General features: G+C 69.5%; 18 protein-coding genes and 2 pseudogenes. 11 read left to right on the forward strand and 9 right to left on the reverse strand.

Going from position 1 to position 24,348, the window contains the following annotated elements:
* Nucleotides 1–356: 356 nt before the first annotated feature.
* A pseudogene (locus JIX55_RS00565) lies at nt 357–500 on the reverse strand (IS701 family transposase); the annotation flags it as partial.
* 520 nt (nt 501–1,020) lie between these two features.
* On the opposite strand from JIX55_RS00565, the gene JIX55_RS00570 reads away from it, so the two are divergent.
* From JIX55_RS00570 to JIX55_RS00585, 4 genes are all read left to right on the forward strand, one after another.
* A complete protein-coding gene (locus JIX55_RS00570) occupies nt 1,021–1,383 on the forward strand; it encodes an effector-associated constant component EACC1 (RefSeq protein WP_257561232.1) in 363 nt (120 codons plus the stop codon).
* A gap of 5 nt (nt 1,384–1,388) precedes the next feature.
* On the forward strand, nt 1,389–4,340 hold the full coding sequence (locus JIX55_RS00575) for a caspase, EACC1-associated type (RefSeq protein ID WP_257561233.1): 2,952 nt from the start codon (nt 1,389–1,391) through the stop codon (nt 4,338–4,340).
* A 66-nt stretch (nt 4,341–4,406) separates the two neighbouring features.
* Nucleotides 4,407–5,789: a hypothetical protein gene (locus JIX55_RS00580; RefSeq protein WP_257561234.1), complete on the forward strand. Its 1,383-nt coding sequence runs from the start codon at nt 4,407–4,409 to the stop codon at nt 5,787–5,789.
* Nucleotides 5,716–6,195, forward strand: a complete 480-nt coding sequence (locus JIX55_RS00585) for a hypothetical protein (RefSeq protein ID WP_257561235.1) — start codon at nt 5,716–5,718, stop codon at nt 6,193–6,195. Before JIX55_RS00580 ends, JIX55_RS00585 begins: the two co-directional genes overlap by 74 nt.
* On the opposite strand, the gene JIX55_RS00590 is transcribed toward JIX55_RS00585, so the two are convergent.
* Nucleotides 6,123–7,565 (reverse strand): NF041680 family putative transposase, encoded by a 1,443-nt coding sequence (locus tag JIX55_RS00590; RefSeq protein ID WP_306820104.1) that lies wholly within the window; start codon nt 7,563–7,565, stop codon nt 6,123–6,125. The two genes, JIX55_RS00585 and JIX55_RS00590, sit on opposite strands and share 73 nt — an antisense overlap.
* 179 nt (nt 7,566–7,744) lie before the next feature.
* Between JIX55_RS00590 and JIX55_RS00595 the strand changes: the two are divergent.
* Nucleotides 7,745–8,017, forward strand: a pseudogene (locus JIX55_RS00595) (transposase); the annotation flags it as partial.
* A 615-nt stretch (nt 8,018–8,632) separates the two neighbouring features.
* On the opposite strand, the gene JIX55_RS00600 reads toward JIX55_RS00595, so the two are convergent.
* Nucleotides 8,633–9,058, reverse strand: a complete 426-nt coding sequence (locus tag JIX55_RS00600) for a hypothetical protein (protein ID WP_257561237.1) — start codon at nt 9,056–9,058, stop codon at nt 8,633–8,635.
* A 113-nt stretch (nt 9,059–9,171) separates the two neighbouring features.
* Here JIX55_RS00600 and JIX55_RS00605 point away from each other — a divergent pair, with 113 nt between their 5' ends.
* From JIX55_RS00605 to JIX55_RS00620, 4 genes are read left to right on the forward strand one after another with little or no spacing between them, the layout of a single operon-like run.
* Nucleotides 9,172–10,533, forward strand: a complete 1,362-nt coding sequence (locus JIX55_RS00605) for a hypothetical protein (protein ID WP_257561238.1) — start codon at nt 9,172–9,174, stop codon at nt 10,531–10,533.
* On the forward strand, nt 10,533–11,741 hold the full coding sequence (locus JIX55_RS00610; RefSeq protein ID WP_257561239.1) for a hypothetical protein: 1,209 nt from the start codon (nt 10,533–10,535) through the stop codon (nt 11,739–11,741). Before JIX55_RS00605 ends, JIX55_RS00610 begins: the two co-directional genes overlap by 1 nt.
* Nucleotides 11,742–11,744: 3 nt before the next feature.
* Nucleotides 11,745–13,376 carry a hypothetical protein gene (locus JIX55_RS00615; protein ID WP_257561240.1) on the forward strand — a complete coding sequence of 544 codons (1,632 nt, stop codon included), beginning with the start codon at nt 11,745–11,747 and terminating at the stop codon, nt 13,374–13,376.
* A 17-nt stretch (nt 13,377–13,393) separates the two neighbouring features.
* Nucleotides 13,394–14,638, forward strand: a complete 1,245-nt coding sequence (locus JIX55_RS00620) for a CHAT domain-containing protein (protein WP_257561241.1) — start codon at nt 13,394–13,396, stop codon at nt 14,636–14,638.
* Here JIX55_RS00620 and JIX55_RS00625 read toward each other — a convergent pair.
* The 4 genes from JIX55_RS00625 to JIX55_RS00640 all read right to left on the reverse strand — a co-directional run bounded on the left by JIX55_RS00625 (nt 14,631) and on the right by JIX55_RS00640 (nt 19,134).
* Entirely contained in the window at nt 14,631–15,503 is an 873-nt protein-coding gene (locus JIX55_RS00625; RefSeq protein WP_257561242.1) for a DUF3592 domain-containing protein, read from the reverse strand. The genes JIX55_RS00620 and JIX55_RS00625 overlap by 8 nt on opposite strands.
* Before the next feature lie 987 nt (nt 15,504–16,490).
* Nucleotides 16,491–17,021, reverse strand: coding sequence for a cupin domain-containing protein (locus JIX55_RS00630; protein ID WP_257561243.1), 531 nt, complete (start codon nt 17,019–17,021; stop codon nt 16,491–16,493).
* A gap of 47 nt (nt 17,022–17,068) precedes the next feature.
* Nucleotides 17,069–18,133 (reverse strand): phosphotransferase family protein, encoded by a 1,065-nt coding sequence (locus JIX55_RS00635; protein WP_257561244.1) that lies wholly within the window; start codon nt 18,131–18,133, stop codon nt 17,069–17,071.
* Nucleotides 18,130–19,134, reverse strand: coding sequence for a C-terminal binding protein (locus JIX55_RS00640; RefSeq protein ID WP_257561245.1), 1,005 nt, complete (start codon nt 19,132–19,134; stop codon nt 18,130–18,132). The genes JIX55_RS00635 and JIX55_RS00640 overlap by 4 nt, the downstream gene beginning before the upstream one ends.
* Nucleotides 19,135–19,914: 780 nt before the next feature.
* Between JIX55_RS00640 and JIX55_RS00645 the strand changes: the two genes are divergently transcribed.
* On the forward strand, nt 19,915–21,186 hold the full coding sequence (locus JIX55_RS00645; RefSeq protein WP_257561246.1) for an MFS transporter: 1,272 nt from the start codon (nt 19,915–19,917) through the stop codon (nt 21,184–21,186).
* Nucleotides 21,187–21,276: 90 nt separating this feature from the next.
* Here JIX55_RS00645 and JIX55_RS00650 read toward each other — a convergent pair whose 3' ends face one another.
* On the reverse strand, nt 21,277–22,056 hold the full coding sequence (locus JIX55_RS00650) for a fumarylacetoacetate hydrolase family protein (RefSeq protein ID WP_257561247.1): 780 nt from the start codon (nt 22,054–22,056) through the stop codon (nt 21,277–21,279).
* A 188-nt stretch (nt 22,057–22,244) separates the two neighbouring features.
* On the opposite strand from JIX55_RS00650, the gene JIX55_RS00655 reads away from it, so the two are divergent.
* Complete coding sequence (locus tag JIX55_RS00655) at nt 22,245–23,270, forward strand: LacI family DNA-binding transcriptional regulator (protein WP_257561248.1); 1,026 nt, start codon at nt 22,245–22,247, stop codon at nt 23,268–23,270.
* A gap of 134 nt (nt 23,271–23,404) precedes the next feature.
* On the opposite strand, the gene JIX55_RS00660 is transcribed toward JIX55_RS00655, so the two are convergent.
* A complete protein-coding gene (locus JIX55_RS00660; protein ID WP_257561249.1) occupies nt 23,405–23,998 on the reverse strand; it encodes an NADPH-dependent FMN reductase in 594 nt (197 codons plus the stop codon).
* Between the last annotated feature and the right edge of the window lie 350 nt (nt 23,999–24,348).

Below are 24,348 nucleotides of genomic sequence, written 5' to 3' on the forward strand. Positions count from 1 at the left end.
CTGAAGTCGGTTGCCTGGAGGCATCGTTGCGCTCCAGGCAACCCGACGCGATAGCTACCCAATGTAATGCGTTGGGTTCTTCTCGTTACTCACTGGCATCCGGTGGATTTCCACACGGACCAGTCGCGGACCAATGGCGCCGGAGAACATCACCCCGCCGGTCGCCCGCTCATGAGCAGGCGACCCGCCGCCGTAGGCAGCGCCCGAACCGCCGACAGTACCCGCCCTCCCCGCACGCTCGAAGCCTTGAAGCGCCTGATCGAGAACCACGACAACGAGATCAGCGGTCGCCCCAGAGGGCGACCGCCACGATGGTGGAGGTGGGGGCCTGGCGCACCCACAGCCGGTTGCGATCCCAACCGGTGGATGCGATCGGAGCCCGCATCCCCAGCCTCCTCCGCCAGCGTCCAGCCATTCTTCCGCTCAAGCTGCGCAACCAGCCCCCGCATGCAAGCCAGCGCCGACCGACGCGACTCCTCCCGGTTGAACCGGTGCACGAACCCCGACGTAGAGACATTCGTCGAGACCTGCGGCTGTGCCTCGGCCTCGGCCCACCGCCGCGAGGCCTCCGTCGTCCGCGCAGCGGATGTCCGCGGCCGAGTCCCAACCCAGCCCGTCTCCCCGGCTGGCCGCCCACGCCAACGTCGTACTGGTCCAGTCGGCTCCGCGGCAGTCCCGCAAGGGCATGGGCATGGGGCCCAGGGTCCGCGCAGCTTCCCCCACGGATGTGTTCGCTTCCATGCTCCGAACCAGTGGACCGCCTCATCTCGGCGGAAACAGGGTGGACTTCCCGCCGAACACAACGAACGGCTTTCCGTAGTCTGTGTGGGGTCCTTCCGCGCGCCGGACCAGAGGAGTCCGCATGCTTCCCTCTGCCAACTTGATCATCCGTGGTGCTCTCACCCGACTCCCAGCCGAACTGCTGGCCGACGTGACGCTGGCGAGGGGAACCGGAACCACAGGCGAGAAATGGGCGTCCGTTGAAGCGAACACTGGGCAAAAGGAAGGAAGTTGGGGTTCGTGAAGGTCACGGTCAGCGTGAGTCTGGAAGATGCCGACAGCGCTGAGAGACAGCTGCGGTCCCTGAACGAGTGGCTGCTGGCCGACACAGCCTGCCGTCGCCACGCCCGCCCCGCACTGGGGCCCGGCGCCGTTGCGGTTCCGGGGGCGCAGGGCGGTCTCGTCGAAGTGCTGAATCTTGTGCTGGGTACCGGTTTCAACGCCGCTTCGCTGGCCCTGGCGATCGCCTCCTGGCGGCGCAGCCGACCCCAGCGGACGACGCTCGTCGTCGAACGCGCGGACGGCACCAGAGTCACTCTCACCGGAGGAACGGACGAGGATGCGGGGCGCCTGCTCGCCGAGTTGGAGCGGGATCAGACGTAACGGACATGCATGATCTGACGTATTCCGCGTCAAGAGCGGTACTGGTCGGGGCCGGCACGTTCACGACGCTGGACGATCTCCCGGCGGTGCGGGCGAACATACCCGGCCTGAAAGCGCTGCTGGGCGATCCCGTGCTGCATCTGAGTGCCGAGTCCTGCACGACACTGATGGATCCGGCCTCCACACGAGAGGTGTCCGCCGCTGTCCGAACGGCCGCGCAGGAGGCCACTCACACCCTCTTGGTCTATTACGCCGGCCACGGACTGATCGACCCGGGGACCGGCCTGCTGCATCTGGCCGTCCCCGACAGCGACCGTGATTCCGTCTTCGACACAGCAGTCCCCTACGAGTGGATCAAACGTTCGATCGAGACGAGTCCGGCCGCCCGCCGGATCGTGATACTCGACTGCTGTTACAGCGCGCGTGCCTTCGGTGTGCAGTCCGAGTCGGTCGCGGCGCTGGCGGAGATCGACGGCACCTACCTGATCGCGGCGGCGGCCGAGACCGCCGTGGCGCTCTCCCCGCCGGGCGAGCCCTACACGGCCTTCACCGCCGAATTCCTGGACCTGCTGCGCAGTGGCGTCTCTTCACCGGCGGAATTCCTGGATCTCGACACCGTGTTCGACCAACTCACCCGACGTCTGCAGGCCAAGGACCGCCCTCGACCACAGAGCCTGTGCCGCAACAGCCTGGGATCGTGGCCCTTCGCCCGTAACAACGCCTACCAGCCGGCTCCGGACGGCGAGACCGCGGTCCTGGACGTGGCCCGCGCCCTGGACGCCACCCGTACGGTCTCCGCAGCGGTGCTCGTCGCCCAGATCGGCGAATTGAGCGAGCACCGTCCCGCCACCGTGGCAGAGATGGTCCAGACGGCCCTGCAGCACCGCGCGGTCTCCGACCTCGTGCCGCTGCTCGTGGCTCTCTATCGGAGCGGGCATCAGCGCCACGTGGAGGCCGCCCTGCCCGCCCTCGTGGCCGCGCGCACCATCGAGGAGAACACCGACCTACTCGAGGGACTCCTCGGCACGTCGGCCGAGGACGGCGTGGTGGAACTACTGCGGCTGTCGGCCGAACTGAAGTCCGCCGCAGACACCGCGCGCCTGGCCACCGCCCTGATCCGCGCCGGTCTGCGTGAGCACACCACCGTGCTGCTCTCCGTGTTCGCCGTGACGCGCGGCATCGACGATGTCCTCGCCATGACCGGCCTGGCATGCGGAGACGAACTCGACGGCCCTCTCGATGACGTGATGCGCACTATCGCGGAACACCGACCCATCGCGGACGTCATCACTCTCTTCCAGGACCTCTACCGTGCCCCGCACCCTCTCCACGCGCTGGATCTGATCACTTCGGCGGCCCGGTGCCGCACGGCCACCGACACCGCCGAAATGATCACCTCGCTTTACCGGGACGGATACGAGCGGATCGCCGAGGACATCTTCCACACCGGGATCGGAGACCGCGGCCCCGAACACACCGCTGAACTCATCGCCGTCCTGCAAGTACTGCGTCTCACCGAAGCTGCCGCCCTCGGTCGCCGCCTCGCTGTCCGTGCTGGCACCGTCGCGGACATCAGCCAGCTCATCACCCACCTGCAGGCAGTGGGACAGCACCAGCACGCGCTGGCGGCTGCCCTGGAAGCCGCTAGGCTGCGCAGCGGTGCGGAGTTCGTCGAGATCAGCCGTGCGCTGGAGGTTTTCTCCAACCGCCAGGGGCTGCCCGCGCTTCTCGACGAAGCGGTGCGTATCTCCTCGCCCGACGACGTCGCCCACCTCATCAGGGTCCTGGACGAGGAAGGCCTGAGCGACGACGCCGCACAAGTCTTCTGGGACACCGTGCGAGACCGTCCGCCGGGCCACGCCGGCAGGATGCTCAACCACCTGCATAGGGAGGGTTCGCGGTTCACCGATGAACAAACCCTGCGGACACTGTGGCGCGCCCGGACACCGATCGACATAGCCTTCCTGGCCAGAGCGCTGGACACCGGCCTGCCAGGCAAAGTCGGTCTGGTGTGCGACATCGACGATCGCTCCGTAACCGATGTCGCGGCACTGATCGCCGCCCTGGAGACCCTGTCCGTCGGCATCCTGGCGAACCGAGTCCTCGACGCCGTGGTCCACGACTGGGACCACCACCGTCAGGCCCACCTGGTGATCGCGCTGGAAGAGCGCTCCCTGACCGGCTGCGCCCAGCGTCTTGAGCAGGGTGCCCGCGGTTCCAGAACCTTCACCGAGGCGCTGGCCGGCCTGCGCAGCGCGCAGAAGGAGACCGTCTGGCAGGCTTTGACATTCTGGTGGCCCAGAGACGGGTGGCACGGCAGAACCGGACGTACACACCGAACACCCTCACCCCACGACCACGCGCTGTACATCGTCAAGGACGACGACACGGTCTACAGCATCGCCGTGCGCTACGGCGTGCGCTGGGCCGCCATCGTCGAAGCCAACGACCTGCCCATCCCTTTTACCCTGCGACCGGGGCAACAGCTTCGTATTCCCTTCCAAAACGATGGAAACCGGTTCGTTCCCCCGGAGTTTCCCCGCCGACTCGTCCCCGGGCGCACGCATCCCAGTGCCCGGGAGCTTCAAGCAGCCCTTAAACAAGCCGGCTACATGCCCACCTGGGTGGTCGACAGCGACCACTACGGTGTCGCCACCAGCCAGGCCGTCGCCCGCTTCAACAGCGAGCACCGTCTGTCCCAGAACCCGCACGGCCGGTCTGATCCCGTAATCAGCCACAGAGGCTGGGATCTCCTGCACCGGATCGCCCACGGCAAACGCTCCCACGCGTACGGGATCACGGACGACCTGGACGTCCCGCCACGTCAGATCTGGTCCGGAACGCCCGGAGACGACGATCAGGACCAACTCGAAGTAGAACTCGAAGTTGGGCCGGAGTTCGAGGAGAGCTCCGCGGACGCCGACCAACTCCCCGAAACTATGTGGTATCCACCCTGACAGCACGAGCTACAAGACAGGCCGTGCGCGGACGGCCTGTCAGTACGGTGGCCGACAATAGCGGGTATGCGCGCACTTCCCCCGGACGAACGGGGCGCCCTCCCGCACGTCGACGCTTCCGGTCCCGCGAGCGTCGACGTCGACAGCCGTATAGCGTCGCTGCGGGGCAGGCTCGGCCTGGGCGCCGTAGCCGTCGTCGGGGCCGGCCTGTCCCTCTCCGCCCGATATCCGGCCAGCGCGGGTCTCACCGCGCTGCTGTGGGACGCCATCGACGCCGATCCTGCCGCCCGGGCGGTGCTCGCCACCGCACTCGCCAGACCCGACGAGCCGGCGAAGCTGCTCGTCGGCGACGACGCGGCCGCGTGGGATCCGGCATGGCGCGCCGTCGAGAACTCGACACCGGCCAGGCGGCGGTTCCAGGAGGAGATGGCCAACCTCGACCGCAGCCGCAGCGCTCAGCCGTCCGCCGCGCACGAGGCTCTCGCCGGACTGATCCATGCTGGTGTCGTTGAGTGCGTCGTCTCGCTCAACTGGGACACCGCACTCGAAGCCGCCTACCGCCGCCAGTACGGAACCGCCATCCCTCCCGAGATCCTGTTCAAGCCGCACGGCGACGCCGCCCACCCGGAGCGGACATGGATGCTTCCGCACCTGCCCGGAACTCTCGGTCCCGACCTCGCGGACCGTATCGGCCGTCTCGTCGCGGACCACCCACGCACCCTGCTGATCGTCGGCTACTCCGAGCGCGACCGCGTTGTCGTCGACCAACTCATCACCCCTCTCGACCAGGGCTGGCGGGTATGCCGTATCGGACCCGACGTTTCCGGCGGCGACGACATCCCCGCCCCAGCCGACACCGCTCTCCCTGCCCTGGCCGAGGAAATCCGGCGTCGGGAAACCGTATCCGCGTGGCACACCGTCGCGTTCACCGGAAGACGCGACGTCGGCCATGCCCTGGCCGGGGCACGCCTGGGCCCAGCGGACGTGGACGCCTGCCCCCGCCTCATCGAAGTCGGCCTTCTCATCGACTCACTGCGCCGTGATCACGCCGTCGTACTCAACGGGGACAGCGGCTGCGGCAAGTCCATCACCGCCTACCAGGCTCTGAACGATCTCCGCGAGCACGGCTACGAGGTGCTCCGCCTGCCCGACGACGCCCGCAGGCGCGACGTGCGGCAGTGGGCGGCCGACCTCGCGCTGTACCCGCATCGCAAGGCCCTTCTGGTCGACGATGCCCAGGACCTGATCCGTGAGCTGGCCGAGACCGCCACCCGCGGACCAGCTGATGCTGATCGTCGGCGTGGACCACGTCGCCGGAGGCATCACCACCCACACCATCAGCGACGCAGCCGCGATCGGTACCCTGGCCCGGGCCATGCGCGAACGCGCCCACGAAATCCTGCCCCTGGTACAAGCGCTGGACGACTTCGTCGGAGACCGTGCCGGTGACGTGCCGCTGTCGAGCCGAATCGACGAAGCCGCCACGAAGAACTCGGCATGGCTCTTCTTCCACACACTCACCGGCGGCTGGCGCCGCACCGAGCGCGCCGCACTCGATCTGCGCACCCACGACCGGGCCGACCTGCTCCTGCTGTCGCTCGCCGTCGCCCAGGTCGCCGGAGTCGACGCCGGCGTGACGGCCGACGCCCTCGAACCTTACGCGCACGCCCTCGGCCGGGACCGCGAGTGGATCGACCAAGGCCTACAGACCTTGCAGGACATGCGCTTGACCACGATGAGCGACGGAGTCCTGCGTTGCGCGCACCTAAGCTTGTTTTTTATCTACCAAGATCTTCCGGGCTTGCCGATGGCCTTGAGGGTCTCGGGGCGTTTGACGGTCTTGCCGACGTCGTAGCGGGGTGCCCGGTGCTTGTTCTTGGCACCGGGTGGCCTTCCGGGGCCGGCTCCTCGGGGTTTGGGAACACGGGCCGGGCAGGCGAGGTGAGCGCGGATGTTCCTGAACCCTCGGCGGACCCGGGCCGGGGTGAGCCGGTCGGAGGCGGTGGGTTTCTCCCAGGGCCGGCGGAGGTCCGCGGCGAGGGGCCGGGTGAGCCGGAGCTGGGTGTGGGCGACGATCAGGATCCAGGTCCAGCGGTCCGCGGCTTCGGGGGTGCGGAGCTTCGGGGTGGTCCAGCCCAGGGTCTGCTTCGCGAAGCGGAAGGTGTGCTCCAGGTCGAAGCGGCGGAGAAATGCCTGCCAGAAGCGGTCCACGTCGTCCGGTGTGGCGCCGGTCTTGGAGGACCATAACCACACCGGCGGGGCATCCCGGTCCTTCGACAGATGCTCGACCTTCAACCGCATCAACGTTCCCTCGACCAGGGGAAGTTCACCATCATGGTCAAGCCATGAGGAACGGTGAGTGAGTCGGGGGTGGACCCGGTCCCATGCCTGGGTCTCGGCCTTGCCGTAGTTGGTGGTGTCAGTGACCGTGGTGATCGCGGGCTCGGGCCAGGTCTCCGGCTTGGTGAAGCGGAACTCCGGACCGTGCTTGGGCGGCCGGCCGTTGACGCCGTGCATCCTCGGTGGCTTCGGCAGCCGCATCACGCGGTCGGAGCGGACGCGGCCGACCATCTCGACCGGCAGATCGCGCAGGACCCAGGCCAGGCGGGTGACGTCGTAGCCGGCGTCGCTGACGATCACGATGGCCGGGTTCCCGGCCTGCCACTGGCCCGCGGCAATGAGCCGCTCGACGACACCTCGTAGCTGGGCGGCGGTGATCGCCGTCGCGTCGTCCGTCGGTCCGAGCCGGACCGCGTCCAGGATCGCGGTCCAGGACGTGGCGCCCGGCTCCAGCACGGCCACGAAGGAGTAGGGCCAGCCCGGGATGAACTGCGACGCAGTCTTCGCGCGACCGTAGACGTGGCAGAACAGGCGCTCTGCCGAGCACGGGGCGTCCGAGCGGAGCCACGGCGACACGTCGACCGCCAGGACCAGGCGCCCGCCATCGAAACGCGGCAGCGGCAGGCCGGCCAGCACCGTCCGCAGCCGGTCGACGTCGATCCGGCCGTGGTTCAGGCCGCCGTACATCGCTCCGTGCCCACGACGATGCTCGGGCAACAGCGTCAAGTCCACCGGGGACTTCACAGCACCGTCCGCACACAGCACCGCGTCTGCCAGCTCGAACAACTCGTCGCGCCGGGCGGTCAGACACTCGTAGAACTCGCCCCGGAAGCGTGACGCTTCCGCGAACGCTTCCCTCCGGACAGCATCAGGCAGCAGACTCACCCTCACGGCCTTCGTCGTGGTCACGTGCACCTTGGTCGGAGCACAGGATCAGACGAAGGCCGCCCTCGCGTCCGGCGAACCCCCAGGTGAGCGACTCAGTTCCAGACACCATTCGAAGCCGGAAGAAAAAGAACAAGCTAAGAGGTTGTCTCATTTGGGCTGTTCGATAGTCTGCCGTCGTGGGGCTCGTTGAGCGTCTGGTGCCGGATGAGTTGTGGGAGCTGTTCGAGCGGGTCGTGCCGCCTGCTCCGTCGCGGCCGCAGGGCGGTGGCCGACGACGGTACGGGGACCGCGAGGTGCTGGCGGCGATCGTCTTTGTGGCCACGTCAGGCTGCACGTGGCGGCAACTGCCCCCGTCGTTCGGGCCATCGGGTCCGACGGCCCACCGGCGGTTCACCGAATGGAGCAAGGCCCGGGTGTGGGCCAAGCTCCACCGCCTGGTCCTGGACGAACAGATGAGGCCCGCTGGGGCTGGAGTTGAACAATATGGCGTCCCGTGACCCGTGGAGTTCCACCCGGGCCAGTCGCGGACCAACTGGCGCCGGAACATCACCCCGCGAGCCGCCGGCCCATGAGCGCAAGCGCTGCAACGGCTGTGGGCGTGAGACGTCACCAAGTCCGGACGGCATTCTGGCGGGCCAGGGCGGCTGTCGGCACTGTGCCGACGTAAAGGCGGGAGTGGTGTCGGCTCGCGGACGAACCCGAGCCGGGAATGCGCGCGTTGTGGGAACTGGCGGAAAACGGCCTGGAGCCGACGCACCGCGACCCGTGCGCTTCCCCCGGCAGACGAAGTGCGTGAGGCGCCGCGCCCCACAGCTTCAAGCGACGCGGACTGGGCCGGGGCAGCCGCACCGCCGGTACCTGCGGCTCCAGCCCGGAAGTTGCGCAGGCGGCTCATGGTGTGTGGGGCTGTCGCCGTTGTCGTTCTGCGCACCCGACAACACCGACCCGTTCATCCGCACCGACCTGGCCCCCGTACCCGGGCAGGGCTCCGGCATGAAGGCATGCGTGATCATCGAAGGAGAGCAGGGTGGCGTCGTTCGCCAGCACTTCGTACGGCGGTGTCGTCACGGCGTCGCTCCGTCTCCCGCGTAGAGGTAACCGCCGGGGTTGGCGGGGTCCGCGATCAGTAGTACCTGATCACCGGCGCGGGGGATGCGCAGTTTCGAAACGATGGTCTGGAGCGTGATCGGGTCGGCGGTGGCCCCGGTCAGCTGGAGGACCAGGTCGACGACCGGGTCGAAGTTGACCAGCCTGCCGGTGTCGCTGATCGCCACGACGACGGCGGTGACCGTCGGTACGCCCATGGCGAGCAACTGCTGCACAGTGGCACCGGAGTTGTACGCGCCGATCGACTGCTGGAGCTTGGCGTAGTCCTCGCGGCCGAGCGTCGCGCGCGTCATACGGCCGTAGAAACCCTTGCCGCCTGCCACCTGCTCCGCGATCTTGGCGGCCTTCTCCTCACGGCTCTTGCCCTTGCCGAAGATTCCCATGTTGTGCCTGCCCTTCTGGTTCGTTCTGCCTGATGGTGTGGACGTTAGGAGGCGGGCAGCGCCTACCGATCCCAGGTTCGACCACCAGTTCCCCCAGGACGTACGCTCTGCCCATGCCGTCCCCGAGCCAGCCGTCGACCGGCGAGCGCCGTCCGCGCGCCATGGTCATCGACACGGCTTGGCGCGGTCTCGGACCGGGTCCCCAGGCGTTGAGCGGGCCCGGTGGCGCGCCGCTGACCCGGACGGTCAAGCTGATCCTGCTGCCGCTGATCATCCGGCCCACGCTGCGTCCGGAGCTCGCCGCCGACTTCCTCGACGCGCGGGAGGCGGAGCAACTCGACGCGTTGATACGGGAGTCCGCTGCGGTTCTGGAAGCGACGGCCCGGTGGTTCACGCTGCTGAAGAAGACGCGCCGGGCACTGGGGATCGTGGCGGGCAACCCCCAGGACCTGTATTTCCAGCGGTGCTTCGAGCTGGCGACCGAGCACGGGGCGCCGGGGCCCGGCGCGGACGCGGTGGCGAGGGCGGTACTCGAAGACGTCGTGGACGCTTCCGGCGGACGGACCGTGGAGGCGCTGAAGGAACATCTGGCGGACGCCGCCCGGCGCGCCCGGCTCGACGCCGAGCTGGCAGCGGCGTGGGACGGACGCGAAGCGGTACCGGGCGCCGTCGATACGGGCCTGGCGGCCGAGGTCCTGGAGGCCTGCGGTGCGGCGGGGGCTGATGCGCCGGCCTTCGACGCCATGGTCCGGGCCGGGCACGGCAGCCTGCTAGGGCGAGCCCTGTGGGCGGCGCACCCGGCTGACGTCTGGGACCGCGCCGACGTACCCCCGCACCTCGGACTGACCGCGCACCGCGTGCCCCCGCGCCCCGAGGTCGGCCGGAGCGCCTCGACCGCCACACTCCCCGCGCCGTTCGACCGCACGCTCTTCGAACGGCTCTTCACCGTGCTCCAGGCGTCGACCCACCGCGAGCAACTGCCGACCGTGCCGGAGCTCGTCCGGCGGGAGGTCGACCGCAGCTGCGCCCCGCTGGGCCTGTACGACGAGAGTCTCCGCGTCACCGTCGTGCTCGGCGGCCGACTCGCGGTGGGCCTCGATCCGCTGGGCCTCGGGACCTCTGTGGCGGGGTCGACGGCGGCACACCGCATCGTCAACGGCCGCTGGCGGCGGGAGGCTTCGGTCCTTCGAGCCCGCAGGATGACCGTCTCCCCCGGCCCCGACCCGGACGGCGGTGTGCTGAACGCCCTCGCCCAGGACCTGCGCACCCCTTGGGCCGCGTACATGCGGCGCCTTTGGGTACGGCTGCACGGGCGCGACGTCCGCGACGCGGCACTGCCCGACGCGGCATCGGCCTGGGGCGTGCTCGACGGGGTCGCCCGCTCGGTGATGATGGACCACCGCGCACGAGTCCGTACGGCACTGCGCACCCTGTCGGCGGCCGCCGAGCCCGCCGCCGAGCCGAGGAGCGCGTGATGCCTGGACGGCGCTGTGCCATCACGCGAGCCGAGGACCCCACCGTACACATCGCGGGGCCCTCCGCCGGTCCCCCCTTCACCCGGGCCGTTCTCGACGTCGCGGGCGCCGTCCTGACCTGGCCCGTCCTCGGCCCACCAGGTCTGCCGGCAGCGGAGATCCACGACGTGGGGCAGGCCCAGCAGTGGCTGTGGGCGGTCTACGGCGAGCGTACGGCCGCCGCTGTCGACGCCGTCGCGTCGGGAGCGCCGGCCGCCGAGCTGACGCTGCCCGAGCAGCCGACCGCACTCGCCGAGGCTGCCGCCCGCCTCGCCCTCGGGCACTGGGCGGCCCGCTGGTGGCCGACGTCGTACCTGGACGGGATTCCCGCGCTCGAACCGGACGTGCTGGGGCTGGAGTTGGCCGCACTGACCCACGAATGCCAACAACTCCTCGACGGGTCAGGTGAGGTGGAGGGTGCCGAACTACTGGAGGAGCACCTGGCCGCGCTCGACCCGCTGATCCGTTGGCGGCAGTCGGCGGCCCCGCCTCGCCAACTGGACCGTGTCCTACGGCTGATCGACGACGCGGCCGACAACGTCGGGCTGGACGGGGAGGCGCTACGGCGCCTCCGGTCGGCCCTGGAACGGGACCACAGGCCGACCGCTCCGCCGCTCGACCTCACCGACCTCTTCGTACGGCAGCAGGAGTTCGCCCTCGCAGCAGGTAGTCTCCGCACCGCGACCGGCCGCGTGATCGCCCGGGGTTCGGGGACCAATGACTGGTGCCGCTATCCTCCCGGCTTCGTCGACGCGGCCGAGGACGCCGTGTCCTGGACCGCGTACGCGCTCGGCGCCGGGCGGCGGATCGAGGTCGAGGTCGTCGCCGACATCGCGGCCCCCGTGGGCGGGGTGCACCTCGCGGCGGAGATCCACGTGGACGGCAGCCCGCCGAACCGCGTTCCGCTGGCCCGGCGGGACGACGTGTGGGCCGGCCGGGCCGACCTGGACATCCCGGCCTCGACGACACCGAGCATCGAAGTCGGCATCCTGCTGCCGGGGTTCGACCCGGGACCGGGTGCCTATGACCGTGCGGCACGTGAGGCGGTACGAGCCCTGGCCCGGCACCGGATCGGCGTCGCGGCGGCACCGCACGACAGCGAGGCCGCACACTCGGACCCGTTCCTCGCCGAGATCGCGGCTGCCACTGCCATGGAGGAGGACTTCTAGCCCATGCAGGAAGACCCGGAAGACGCAGCGGAACAGGAAGAGCAGGCGGCGGGGCTCAGCTACGGCGAGCCCTTCGACAGCGGCTTCGCACTCGCCGAACGCCATCAACTCACCCCGGATCTCCCGGCAGCGCTGGCCGTCTACGGCGAACTCCTGGCCGTGGCCGAGTCGTTCGAGGACTCCCCCGACGTACGACTTCTGCGCGGGCACCTGTTGTCCGACGTCGGGACGGTTCAGCTCGCGGCCACGGATCTGCCCGGGGCGGCCCTGTCCATCGGGCGGTCCCTCGATCTGGTGCGGGGCATCGCGTCCGTGCCGATGGGACCGAACGGCCGCCGGCTGTGGTTGGAGGTCCTGCTGAAGACACTGCTGGCCAGGGTCGAACTGCTGCGCAGGACCGGGCAGTTCGACGATGCGCAGGAGGCGATGGACGAGGCGACGGCCCTGTTGTCGGAGTTCGACGACCTCGAGGGTCTGCGCACCGACGAGATCGGCCTGAGCAGGGTTCATCTGCTGATGGACCGCAGCGCGTGGGGCGCGGCCGAGGAACTGGCCTCCGCGCTGCTGACCGACGCGCCGCCGGCCGAGCCGTATCTGCTGGACTGTCTGGGGGTCGTCTGCGCCTCGACCGTGCGGTTCGCGCAGGCGGAGGACTACTTCGCCCGCGCGGAGGAGGCCTATCTGACGCTGGGCCACCACGCGGGGCGCCAACAGGTGCTCTCCCACCGGGCGTACGCGGCGCTGCGGGCCGGCGACCTCGACCGCGCGGAGGAGTTGTACGCGGAGGCCGCCGAGATCTTCGAACGGCAGCGCCAGGCCGAGGACTTGGCGGTCTGCGAACAAGCCCGTGCCGCCATCGCCGCACACCGCGGGGACGCAGCCGGTGCTGCCGCTCTGACGGCGTCCAGCCTTGCCCGCTTCCAGCAGGTCGGTGCCGCGATCGCCGCAGCCGACACCATGCTGATGGGCGCCCGGCACGCATACGAGCGGGGCGACATCGACGAGATGAAGCGGCTCGCCCAGGGCGCGCGGGACGTGTACCAGGAGCGCGGGGTGTACGAGCGGTGCGCCCAGGTGGACCTGATGCTCGCGCGAACCCTTGAGGACAACCTGAACCGGACCGACCACGGCGTCCACGAACGCACCTCGCTCGCCAACGCGCTCTCCCTCGCCCTGCCCGCCGCCCTGACGCTGGAAGCGGCCCGCTACGACTTCGCCAGCGCCCACGCCCGCAGCCAGTGGCTCCAACTGGCCGACGAAGCCATGCAGTTGGTGTTCCGCCTGGCCCTCCGCAGCAACGACCAGGGGCTGATCTTCGAGCTGGTGGAACACCGGTGCGCGGGCGCCTCCCTGGCGCTGAACCATACGTCCACCGCCGACAAGGCGGCGGTCTTCCCGGACGCCGCCATGAAGACGTACGCCCCCGATGACGACGCTCCCCTGACGCTGGGCGGCATCGCGGCCGAGGCCGCCGCCTCCGTCGGCCTGCGGGTCGCACCGCCACCGAAGATCGTGATGTCGGCGGAGGCGGGCGGCCGTACCGCGCTCCAGGAGTACGTCCAGGCAGCCGAGTTCCGCTATCACCGGCGGATCGTGAGCGAGGAAGAGGTGCCGTTCTGTCCGCCGACGATCTGACCGACGCGAACCGTCCGGTGGTCCAGGTCCGCCTCGCCGACGCCGGTGACCTGCACATGACCTGGACGTGGGCCCGTGGGGCCCAGGGATTCGGCACCGGGTACGCCCCGGGGCCGGACGTAAACGAGGTCATCCGCGCGCTGGCCACCGAACTGCCGGGCGGCGGCACGGAAGGCATGCGACGCTCGTTCGAGTCCGGCGCGCTGGCCACGTACGAGGAAGAGCGCCGCCTCTCCCGCATGCTGGCCGAGGTGCTGTGGCCGCCGGGCCTGACCGACCAGATCCGCCAGGTATCCGCCCACCTGGGCCGTCCACTGATGCGACTCCAGCCGTCACCCCGGGTCGCCCAGGTCCCGTGGGAGCTGCTCGCCGTGGACGGTGACGACAGCGACGTACGGCTGATCGACCTCGTGGACATCGCCACCACGGCACCGGCATCGCTACGACGGGCAGGCACCACCCCGACCGAACAGGACCCGGACTCTGACGCCGTGGTTCTCGTCCTGGACCCCCGCGTCCCCGGCTTCCGCGCCGACTCCCCGCTCGGCTCGGTCCTGGGGCAGCCCGGCTCGGACCCGGCGCTGCTGTCCCTCGTACAGCGCAGGCTCGACGCGGGCACCGTCGTACCGTCCGTCGCCACCCCCGCCGAGGCCTTCCGCCGCACCGACCTCGACCGCGACTGGCTGGGCGAGGCGCTGCGCAAGGGTGCCCGTCGCCTGATGTACGTCGGTCACGTCAGCGGCGCCCCCGTCGAGGGCGGGCAGAGCGAGGACGTCACCCTCCACCTGTGCTGCGGCCCAGAGACCACGGGGATGACCGAACCGGTGCGCACCCACCGCCCGTTGTCCGCCAAGGACCTTCTCCTGGGCACCCTCCCGCTGCGCGCGGACGGCGTGCCGGGCGCTCAACTCTGGCCCGCACCGCCGCGCGTCGCGCTGATCGCCTGCGAGAGCGGCGGCGATCTCCGCTTCGCCGAGTCCTTCGGCCTGGCGACGGCGATGATCCACAACGGCGCCCAGCTGGTCACCGCCACCCGCTGGGTGCTCCCCACCAGCTTCGCCTTCCACCGCCTGGCCGGTCTGCCGGAGTCCGTACGGCCACTCACGGAGGCCGTGGTCGCCGTGGACGCGGCCCACGAGGACCACGACCCGGTCCGCCGTCTCGGCGCCTGGCAGCGACAGCAGCTCGACCAGTGGCGCGCCGACGGCCGGATCGAGCACGCACCCCTCCTCTGGGCGGCCCTGACCTGCATCGTCAGGTGAAGGGCCAGGGGTGGTGGAGGCAGTAACCGCCCACCCCGATCGCGACGATCCCGGTGACCAGCAGGGTGGCGATGAACCTGATGTTCGACGTGCGCTCACGGCGTTCGTGGTCGGGGTCGGCGGTCAGGAGGGACGGGTCGGGCGCGTAACGGACGGGGATGTCACGGCCGAGGGACTCGGCGATGTCCCGGATGCCCTGCGCGCACAGCGCGGTGACCTCGACGCCCTCGTGGGTGGTGAAGGCGACGACGGAAGCGTGGCTGACCCTCTCGCCGCCTTCGCCGTCGGAATGGACGTCCCTGGTGACGGCGACCACGCGACCCTGGACGGTGACGCCCTCGGCCAGTTGAGCGGCGCGGGCGCGGGCGTACTCGCCGTCCCGGCTCAGCGCGACGACGAGGAGCAGCAGGCCACCGACGCAGATCAGCCCCCACTGCCAGCCCCACGCGAAGAACGACTGGACGACCAGTCCCAACACCAGCAGGATCACCATGCAGTTCGGCCCGCCGACCCCGGAGGTCCGCCCCTCGCTGTCCAGCATGAGAAAGAACCGCTCCGGCCGCCGCCGCGGAAACCGGACCGGGAACTCCTGCCCTACCCAGGCCACTTGCACCCGGTCGCCACGCTTGTTCTCGTGCCGCAGCCTGAACTCCCGCCCGGTGCCGGGGTCCTGGTACACGATCGTCACCGGTATCCCGCGCTTCCCCGACTCACCGTGTCCCGGCGGATCCACCTCCACGACCCGAGCCGTCACCCACACCGCCCGCTGCGGCCGGGTCAGCCCGGCCAGCACACACGCATAACCCACCAACGCCAGCCCCGCGAGCACCGTCCACCACAGCCCGAGCATCTTCTGCAGGTCCATGCGGCGAGGCTCTCGCTGCCGGGACTGCTACCGATCCCAGGTTCGGGTCGGGCCGGCCATCTCTCCCGCTCCGGCCGGCCGACGCGAGGCAACAGCTCATCACAGCACCGACCGCTCTGAGCCCGGGTCATGCGAACGGGCGTATCAATCGCGAACCTCCACGTCTTCCCGACCTGGGATCGCCAGGTGCCGTCGGCCCCCTACCGTCCGCGTTGTCAGACAGGGCCGAGAGTGAGGGGGACCCGCAGCCAGGACAACCGTCCACGCGGCCCGCCTTCGACCCGCGGGGGATCACCTGCGTGTCCGTGCGTTCGCCGTCGTCGCGTTGTGCGTGGACAGCCGCCATCACAAGGGCGCCGAAGAGATGATCAAGATCCGGACCATGCCCGGGCCATGTCTGCCGATCACCTTCCGTGTCCCACATCGCCGCTGGTCAGAGAGATGCTGTCGGCGTACCACCAGCAGACGAAGAATCTCTTCGTGTCGTACGCGCCGAAGAAGCCGGGCTTCTTCCAGACACCCGAGAAAGGACACCTGCATAGGGCAGATGCTCATCAGGCGCTCTCATTTCCGGGCGCCCGGCGCCGCGCCGACAGCGACACCGGATGATCGGAGCTGCTTCGGCGTACTGATCAGTTGCGGACGAGCAGGACGACTCCGGCCGTCACGGCGCCCAGGACGAGCGCGACGATTCCGTACGCGGGCCGGTGGGCCCGATGCCCCGGCCTGGTCCATCAGGAAGAAGCCGCCGGTCCAGTTCACGGCCATGGCGTCGAGCATCGTCCCGAAGACGGCGGTCCGGCGCTTGGTGCAGGCGCACAGCAGCGACCCGGCCCTTCGCAGCCCCGGACGCACGGGGCCGACCCCGACTTCAGACCTCACCAGGTCTGCTCGCCCCAGCAGAGATGTGTCCTGCCCACCGCGCTCGCCGCGCGAGCTCGTCTCATGCAAGACGTTCTCTTGGCCTCGGCGGCGCCTGCGGCCCTGTCAGCCGTCGGATTCCGCTCCGATCAGGACGAATGCCATGGTGACCGGTCGGCCGCTGCGGTTGCGCCAGGCATGGCGGGTGCCGTTCTGGATCACGATGTCCCCTGATGCCAGTGGGGTGCACCGGCCGTCGTCGAGTTCGAGGACGATCTCGCCCTGCAGCACGATGCCGTAATCCACGGTCGGCGTGGTGTGCATGCCGTCGGGCTCCATGAGGTCGGCGATACCCGGCGAGTCGGCCCGCTGTTCCTCGTCGAAGGCGACCGGGTCGAAGGCGGGGTCGGCCATCGCGGTGTCCGGCGGCAAGGTCAGGATGATGAACCGGGTGCCGCCGGGTGCCGGGAGCAGGCTGGTGACCTTCGCCGTAGGGTCCTCCCCTGTCCTGCTGACGTTGTCGCCGGGTTCGGTCGCCCACGGCAGACGGGACACCCAGCCCGGCAGACTGGTGAACTCCCGGCTGCGCGGGATCGGGCCGTCGCTGACGACGACCGATCTGCCGTTCTCGTCGTGGCCGGTGACGACTCTGCGCATATGTCTCTCCTCGTGCGGGGCTGGCCGGGATCGTCGAATCGGTGGGGTCAGTCGGGCCGCACACTGCCGGGGCCGGTCGGGGCCGGCAGAGCGGCTTCCCAGGTGTCCAGGACATCGCCCACCGTGGGTGCGGGGGCCCGTAGCAAAGCCGTTGCCACGGTGCGCACGAGCATCCGGTGCCGGTCGTCCGTGAGGTACTCCACCGGGGACTTGCCGTCCACCCGCGCGAGCAGCAGCGCCGGCAGCAGTGTCGCGGCCCGTTCCGCAAGAGCGGGCCGGGGCTCCCAGTCGACACACCGGACGTACTCCTGCGCCAGGATGCGGGCCGATCGGAGGAGTTCGGCGCGGCGTCCTGGTACCGCCAGGCTCTTGAGAAGCAGATGGTTGACGCAGAAGGCCAGGTCGAAGGCGGGGTCTCCGTACCAGGCGCACTCGGCGTCCAGGAGCACGGGCCCGGACGGGCCGACGAGTATGTTCTTGGGGCTGACATCGCCATGGACCAGGGCCAGGTGGGTGGCGGCCGTGCGGTCGGCCAGCCCCCGCAGGACATCGCCCAGACCGGGGTGTGCGGCGGCGGTGGCCAGCAGGTACGGCTCGATGCGCAGCGCGTGGAAGTTGTCGTCGGTGGCGAACTCCTCGGCGAGGGTGGCGTCCCCCGCACTCGCCGCGTGCAGGCTGCCGAGCAGTTCTCCGACGGCCGCCGCGGTCGCCACCCGCACCTCGCCGTCCAGGAGCTGTGCCTTCCACACCGGGTGCCGCTCTGGGGGCAGGTACGCCATCGCGAAGAGGCCGGCTTCGGGGTCGTGGGCCAGCAGATCGGGCACGCTGTCCGGGCGGTGCCGGTCCGCGAACCGCATCCACGCCCATTCGTAGGCGTTGCGCGACACCGGTGCCTGCCAGTCGGCCGCGACCTTCAGCCGGGCCAGGGCGCGCTTCACGCAGAGGGACCGTCCGGGCAGGTCCACCCTCCACAGGTCCGACGAGACGCCGCCGGCCAGCGGAGTCCAGTGAGCGGCTTCAGTCGGCTCCGCGAGCCGCTGCTCGATCAGGAAGTCCGTCAGCGCGGTGTCGGGCAGGGGGCCCGGGCCCACCTGTGCGGAGGTCGAGCTCATCGCTGGTCACCCGATCCGGCGGGCAGGCCACGGGGGCTGTTGCAGCCGTGGACCGGGTTCTCGCCGGCCAGGATCCGTACGACTTCCTCAGCGGCTCGGCGGCGCAGTTCCATGACCGACGCGTCGGAGGAGAAGGCGACGTGCGGGGTGAGCAGCGCCCCCGGCTGGGCCGACAGGCCGGCGGGCACATGCGGCTCGGTCTCCAGTACGTCGAAGGCGGCACCGTCCAGGTGCCCGCTGTCGAGGGACTTGATCACCGCGTCGGTGTCGACCAGGCCGCCCCGGCTGACGTTGACGAGCAGGCCGCCCGGCTGCATCAGCGCCAGCTGTTCGCTTCCGATGATGTGGTGCGTGCGGGGGGTCAGCGGCACATGGAGGATCACCACGTCACTGCCGCGCAGGAGCTCCTCCAGGCCCACCATCTCCACACCGGGGGTGCACTTCGGCGAGTGCGGGTCGTGGGCCAGGATCCGGCAGCCGAACGCGCCGAGCTTGCGCGCCGTCGCGCGTCCGATCCGCCCGAATCCAACGATGCCGCAGGTCAGCGTCGACAGCCGGCGCAGCCGCGCGCTCGCGGGGTCCCAGCGGCCCGCGCGGACCTCCCGGTCGAACACGGCCAGGCCCCGCGTCCAGGCCAGCACCATGCCGACGGCATGATCGGAGACCTCCTCGACGCAGTAGTCGGGCACGTTGGTGACCCACACGCCTCGCTCGGTGGCGGCATCAACAGCGATGTTGTCCAGGCCGACCCCGAGTCTGGCCACGATGCGAAGCTCCGGCGAGGTGTCGATCGCGGTGGCGGAGACCGGCGCCCAGCAGGTCAGGATCCCGGCGGGCCGGTGCTCGGCGACCAGTTCCTCGATCACCTCTGCGGAGGCGGGCTCGGCGGGGCCGGTCACCAGGATGTGGCCCGCCTGCTCGATGACCGATCGCTCGACGGAGTCGTCGGGCCAGGCGTAGTCGGTGAGCAGCACGGTGCCTGGGCAGCTCAGTGGTTTCATGGCAGGTCGTCCTCGCAGAATCGTGCGGCCGCGGCGGGCGGCCGGGCGTCCAGCCCGGTCGCATCCGGTCAGCAGGTTTGATCGTCGTCCAGAACGGCGGCCGAGTCGCGTCCGATCATGCCTTCGGGCCGCCATGGGTGGGTGGAGAGGGTCACTTGGCCGGGGTGGGTCGCCGGCGCTCGCCGACTTGTGGTCGGTTCGGGCGCCGCGCCACGCCCCGGGAACGGGTCACGGGATGCCGGGGCACGTCGAATCACTCTGTCACAGCCACGTGATGCTAACGATAGCACTCGGGGCTTTCGACACGTCAAGAGCGCGCCGTACGACTGGCCGCCGGCGCCTCGCCGCACGGCCCGGCCAGAACCGAGGAGCCCGGCCACCACGGGAAAACAAGGACTGCCGAAGAAATCCGTTGTCCACGTCTTGACGCGCCACGGACTTCCCTTCATGGTTCTGGCAACGCCGACCGTGTGACCCGATAAACGGCCGCACGAGGTCCGGCTGTCGAAGACGCCACAGCCACGGACGTCCCCGACGGGCGACCGGCTGAGTTCCGCATGCGGCATGAGTCCGCGCGGCAGCCCGTCGCCCCTTTCCGCCAGTCGGCGGCCGTATCGCCGTCGCCGACTCGACCGAGTCCGTGTTCAGCTCACCGCTTCTCGTCCTCCCGTTTCTCGTGCCCGCTTCTTGTCTCACCGCTTCTCGTCGTCGCCCGTGCGGCGCCGTACCGGTGATGCGTCCGCCGCGGCCTGCCGCGGCCCATTCCCCTCAGGAGCCGCAATGACTCACGCAGCACAAGTCGACACCAGTGCCGTGCCCGCCGACGGCACTCATCAGGAAAGCACCCGTCCGCCCCTCTCCCGGGCCACGATCGGGGTGGGCTTCCTGCTGATCGTCCTCTCCTACATGGTCAACGCGATGGACCGCCAAGTCTTCCCTCCCCTGTTGCCCAACATCCGCGAGGAGTACGGGTTCTCCCTGGAACAGGGCGGGCTGCTGGCGACCAACTTCACCCTCGGTATGGCTCTGGCCGGCCTGCCCGCGGGTTATCTCCTGGACCGTTTTCGCCGCAAGACGATCTTGCTGTCCAGCATCGTGATCTACTCCCTGGGCACGATGGCCACGCCCCTGGCCACCGGTTTCGCCGACATGACCCTGTACCGGGTCGTCTCGGGCTTCGGTGAGGGCATGCAGTCCGCCGCCATCTTCGCGGCGATGGGCGCCTTCTTCGCCCACCGGCGCGGCCTCGCCTTCGGCATCATCGGCGTGGGTTACTCCGTCGGCGTGTTCATCGCCCCGCTGATCGGCGTCCACCTCATGGGCCTGCACGGCACCTGGCACTCGCCCTTCTACCTGTTCGGCACGGCAGGCCTGCTGATCGCCGCCGCCTCCCTGTTCCTCGTGAAGGCCGGTCTGACCGAGCACTCAACCGAGAAGGTCGTCTCGGCCAGGACCTACGACCACGTCCCGGCCTCCGCCTACAACCGCAACACCATCGCCCTCACCGTCCACGCCGTCGTCAGCGGCGTGGCCATCTACGGGTTCCTCGGGCTCTACCCGACGTACCTCATCACGTCGCTGCACTACTCCGCCGAGCAGGCGGCACTGGCCATGAGCTTCCTCGGTTTCGGTGGCATGTCGGCCGTTCTCGGCGGCTGGCTCGGCGACCGGGTCAACCAGCGCAACCTGCTGATCCTCAGTCTGTTGGCCGTCTCAGCCGTCAGCGTGTGCGTCTACGAGACGCAGGCCCCAGTGGGCCTGCAGTGCGTGTTCGCCTTCCTCATGGGCGCGTTCGGGCTGGGCTTCATCTACCCCAACACGAACAGCGCGATGCAGCGGGCTGTCCGTCCCGGGCAGATCGGACGCGCCTCGGGTCTCTTCGTCACGAGTTACTACGGGCCGGCGGCATTCTCGGGACTTCTCTTCGCCGCCCTCGTGGACTCCTACGGCTGGAGCCAGGCGGGCCTGCTCCAGGTCACGTTCCTCCCGCTGGTGAGCGTCGCCGCCCTGGTCTTCGTCCGTCCCGCACTGTTCAACAACGCGGTCCGCTGACGAGCACACCGCCGACACACCAAGGGGCCTGTCCACCGCTCGGCGGTGGGCAGGCCCCTTTGGGGACGGAAGCTGACAGGCGTCCGCCGGTCAACGACTTTCGGCCACGACCGGATTGCGCAGGACGCCGATGCCCTCTATCTCGACCTCCACCTCATCTCCGGGGCGGATCGGCCCGACGCCTGAAGGCGTGCCCGTCATGATCACGTCTCCGGGCAGCAGCGTCAGGTAGCGGCTGAGGTAGCCGACGAGATCCGGAACCGGGAGCAGCAGGTCGGCCGTGGTCGCAGACTGCATGACCGTGCCGTTCACACGGGTCGTCAGGGACAGCCCCGCAGGGTCGAGTTCGGTCGCGATGGCCGGCCCGAGCGGGGCGAAGGTGTCGTGGCCCTTCCCGATCAGAAGCGTTCCGTATGTGCTTTCCTTGCGCTGGACGATGCGGTCGCTGACGTCATTCCCGCACGTATAGCCGAGGATGTACTCATGGGCCTGTGAGGGTTTCACATGGCGGGCTTCCTTTCCGATGATGACGACCAACTCCCCTTCGAAATGGATCAGTTCGCCATCCTCCGGATACACGATTGCATCCCCCGGTCCCACAACGGCCGTACTCGGCTTCATGAAGCACACCGGAACTTCGGGAATCTCATGGTCGGTTTCGTCGACATGTGAGGCGTAGTTGTAGGCGAACCCGAAAATCCGGGGGCGGTCGACCGGCGGGAGAATGACGACGTCGCCGACCTGGTCGACATACTCCGTAGGGGACAACCCGGTGAAGGGATCACCCTCGAATCTCGCGATCCTCACGTCACCGGATTCGAGTTCTCCATAGTGACGCACGCCGCCGACGGCATACCTGACGATCCGCACGGAAAACCTCCGCAACTAGGCAGCCGCGAGCGGCTACACAGCACCATTCAACAGTGCTAACGTTAGCACAAAGCTAGTGATCAACCCGGGCTCCCTCCCTCCCGCCGACCACGGAGGGCGACGTCGGTGCTATCGTTGGCACACGGAATGTGACGGCGCAGGACCAGTCAGTCGAGGGGATTCCTCAAGTGATCACGACCAGGGACATCGCCGAGCGCCTCGGAGTCTCCGTGTCGACGGTGGGACGGGCACTCGCCGACGATCCACGCATCAGCGAGGAGACCAAGTTCCGGGTGCGGCAGGCCGCTTCCGAGATGGGGTACGTCGGCAACCGCGCGGCCCGGATGATGCGCGGAGCGTCCAGCAACGTGGTCGCGCTGGTCATCCCGGACATCCGCAACAGCTTCTACTCGACGATCGCGCACGAGCTGTCCAAGAACATGGAGGCCGAAGGCTTCCAGCTGATGCTCTCGGAGACGGACGACGACCGGACGGCCGAACTGCGCCATCTGCGGGAGCTGTCCGCGAACCGCGTGGCGGCCGTCATCATCGTGCCCACCGCGCGCCCGCACAGCGAGTCCGTCAAACTCCTGCGCGCACTACCGCACTTGCAGCTGCTGCGCAGGCACCAGTCGCTCGGCTCCCAGTGGTTCGGCGTGGACGACCACGAGGCGCTGCGTCAGGCCACGGCCCACCTGGTGGCGCAGGGCCACACCCGCATCGCCTACCTCGGCGGCCCCGAAGAGCTGCCCACGGGCGCGGAGCGTCTGCGCGGCTTCCGCACCGCCCTGCGCGAGGGCCGGCTGCCGGACGAGGCGGGGCGCGCGGAGCTGGGACCGCCGTCATCGGTCGCCCGCGGCCGAGAAACGGTGCGCCGGCTGCTGAAGGGGCCGGATGCGCCCACCGCGCTCGTGCTGGGATCGATCCAGCTCACCCTCGGCGTCCTGGAGGAGTTGTCCCGGCAGGGCGTCAAGGTGCCCGACGAGCTGTCCGTGGTCGGGTTCGGGGACGAGCCCGGGTTCTCCTGGTGGGGTCCCGGACTCACCACGATCGGCCTGCCCATCCAGGAGATGGCCACCGGCTGCGCGCTGTGGATGATGCGTCGCCTCAAGACCCGGCCGAGCAACGACGGCCCGTATACGTCGGTCTCTCCCGGGTCACTGGTCCTGCGCGGCAGCACGGCACCCCCCGGCGGAAAGGCTCCGTCCGCCTGACTGACGGGCGGTCCGCCTGAGTCAGGGGCGATCCGCATGCGCCACAGGGACCTCGTCCACCACAGCGAAGGCGCCCGGAACAATGCATTCCGGGCGCCTTCCCGTTCTCGCTACCCGGTCAGTACGTCGCCGGGTCAGTACGTCCCACTGCGCAACCGACGCATGACGGCAGCGGTGCGCACGAGCTCGTCGAGCATCTGCTCGGCGGCGGCCTCATGGATCTTGCCAGGCCGGAAAGCACCGTCCTCGACGCGTTCGCTGACGAACGGAATGCTCACGGTGGGACCGATCGGCAGCATCCGCAGGTTCGCCACGACCTGCTTGGCCATCTGCACTGCGCGGGTGCCCGCCGAGACACCTCCGTAGCTGACGAACGCGGCCGGCTTGTGCTGCCACTCGACGACGAGAAAGTCCCACGCGTTCTTCAGGGGAGCCGGAAAGCCTCCGTTGTATTCCGGGGTGACGAACACGAACGCGTCCGAGGCGTCGACGATCCGGCTCCATGCGCGGGTGTGGCTCTTCGTGTACGTCCGCAGAGCGGGCGGATGCGGCTCGTCGAAGAACGGCAGAGCGAGTTCGTGCAGGTCGACCAGGTGCGACTCGAACTCCTCGCACTCCGCGACCCGGGCGGTGAACCAGTCCGCGACGGACCTGCCCACGCGTCCGGGACGAGTGCTGGCCACGACCGTGGTGAGGGTCATGGGTGCCACAGAGGGCTCGGGTGTCATGTCGGCTCGCTTTCCTGTCGGCCGCGATCGGACCCGGCGGGCCCACGCTGCCTGTGCTGTCCGTCCGTCCAGGCAGCGCGGGCCCGCCGGAGTTCTTGCCGCAGCGCCACAAGTCACGCACAGGGGTTGTGCGAACGATAGCATTGGCCCGCCCGGAGGCCAAGAATGACGGAAACAGGCAACACAGCCGCCCACCGGGCCACGCTTCGCCCCTTGACAGAACCACCTCCACTTCGCACGATTGCGCTATCGTTAGCACTTCGAGAGCCGCAGCGGATGAGCATCCCTCGTCCTCCCCCCTGTCACTCGCACCCAGGGCGCCGCACCCCTTCGGATGCCGGCCCCGGCCT

The sequence above is a fragment of the Streptomyces sp. DSM 40750 genome (assembly GCF_024612035.1).
In the GTDB taxonomy this organism is placed as follows: domain Bacteria; phylum Actinomycetota; class Actinomycetes; order Streptomycetales; family Streptomycetaceae; genus Streptomyces.

Bases quoted from the DNA above. Each gene is read 5' to 3' on its own strand.
- JIX55_RS00575 (WP_257561233.1), top strand. From the start codon at position 1,389: ATGCATGATCTGACGTATTCCGCGTCAAGAGCGGTACTGGTCGGGGCC.
- JIX55_RS00580 (WP_257561234.1), top strand. From the start codon at position 4,407: ATGCGCGCACTTCCCCCGGACGAACGGGGCGCCCTCCCGCACGTCGAC.
- JIX55_RS00585 (WP_257561235.1), top strand. From the start codon at position 5,716: ATGCGCGAACGCGCCCACGAAATCCTGCCCCTGGTACAAGCGCTGGAC.
- JIX55_RS00600 (WP_257561237.1), bottom strand. From the start codon at position 9,058: ATGGGAATCTTCGGCAAGGGCAAGAGCCGTGAGGAGAAGGCCGCCAAG.
- JIX55_RS00605 (WP_257561238.1), top strand. From the start codon at position 9,172: ATGCCGTCCCCGAGCCAGCCGTCGACCGGCGAGCGCCGTCCGCGCGCC.
- JIX55_RS00610 (WP_257561239.1), top strand. From the start codon at position 10,533: ATGCCTGGACGGCGCTGTGCCATCACGCGAGCCGAGGACCCCACCGTA.
- JIX55_RS00615 (WP_257561240.1), top strand. From the start codon at position 11,745: ATGCAGGAAGACCCGGAAGACGCAGCGGAACAGGAAGAGCAGGCGGCG.
- JIX55_RS00625 (WP_257561242.1), bottom strand. From the start codon at position 15,503: ATGGACCTGCAGAAGATGCTCGGGCTGTGGTGGACGGTGCTCGCGGGG.
- JIX55_RS00630 (WP_257561243.1), bottom strand. From the start codon at position 17,021: ATGCGCAGAGTCGTCACCGGCCACGACGAGAACGGCAGATCGGTCGTC.
- JIX55_RS00635 (WP_257561244.1), bottom strand. From the start codon at position 18,133: ATGAGCTCGACCTCCGCACAGGTGGGCCCGGGCCCCCTGCCCGACACC.
- JIX55_RS00640 (WP_257561245.1), bottom strand. From the start codon at position 19,134: ATGAAACCACTGAGCTGCCCAGGCACCGTGCTGCTCACCGACTACGCC.
- JIX55_RS00645 (WP_257561246.1), top strand. From the start codon at position 19,915: ATGACTCACGCAGCACAAGTCGACACCAGTGCCGTGCCCGCCGACGGC.
- JIX55_RS00660 (WP_257561249.1), bottom strand. From the start codon at position 23,998: ATGACACCCGAGCCCTCTGTGGCACCCATGACCCTCACCACGGTCGTG.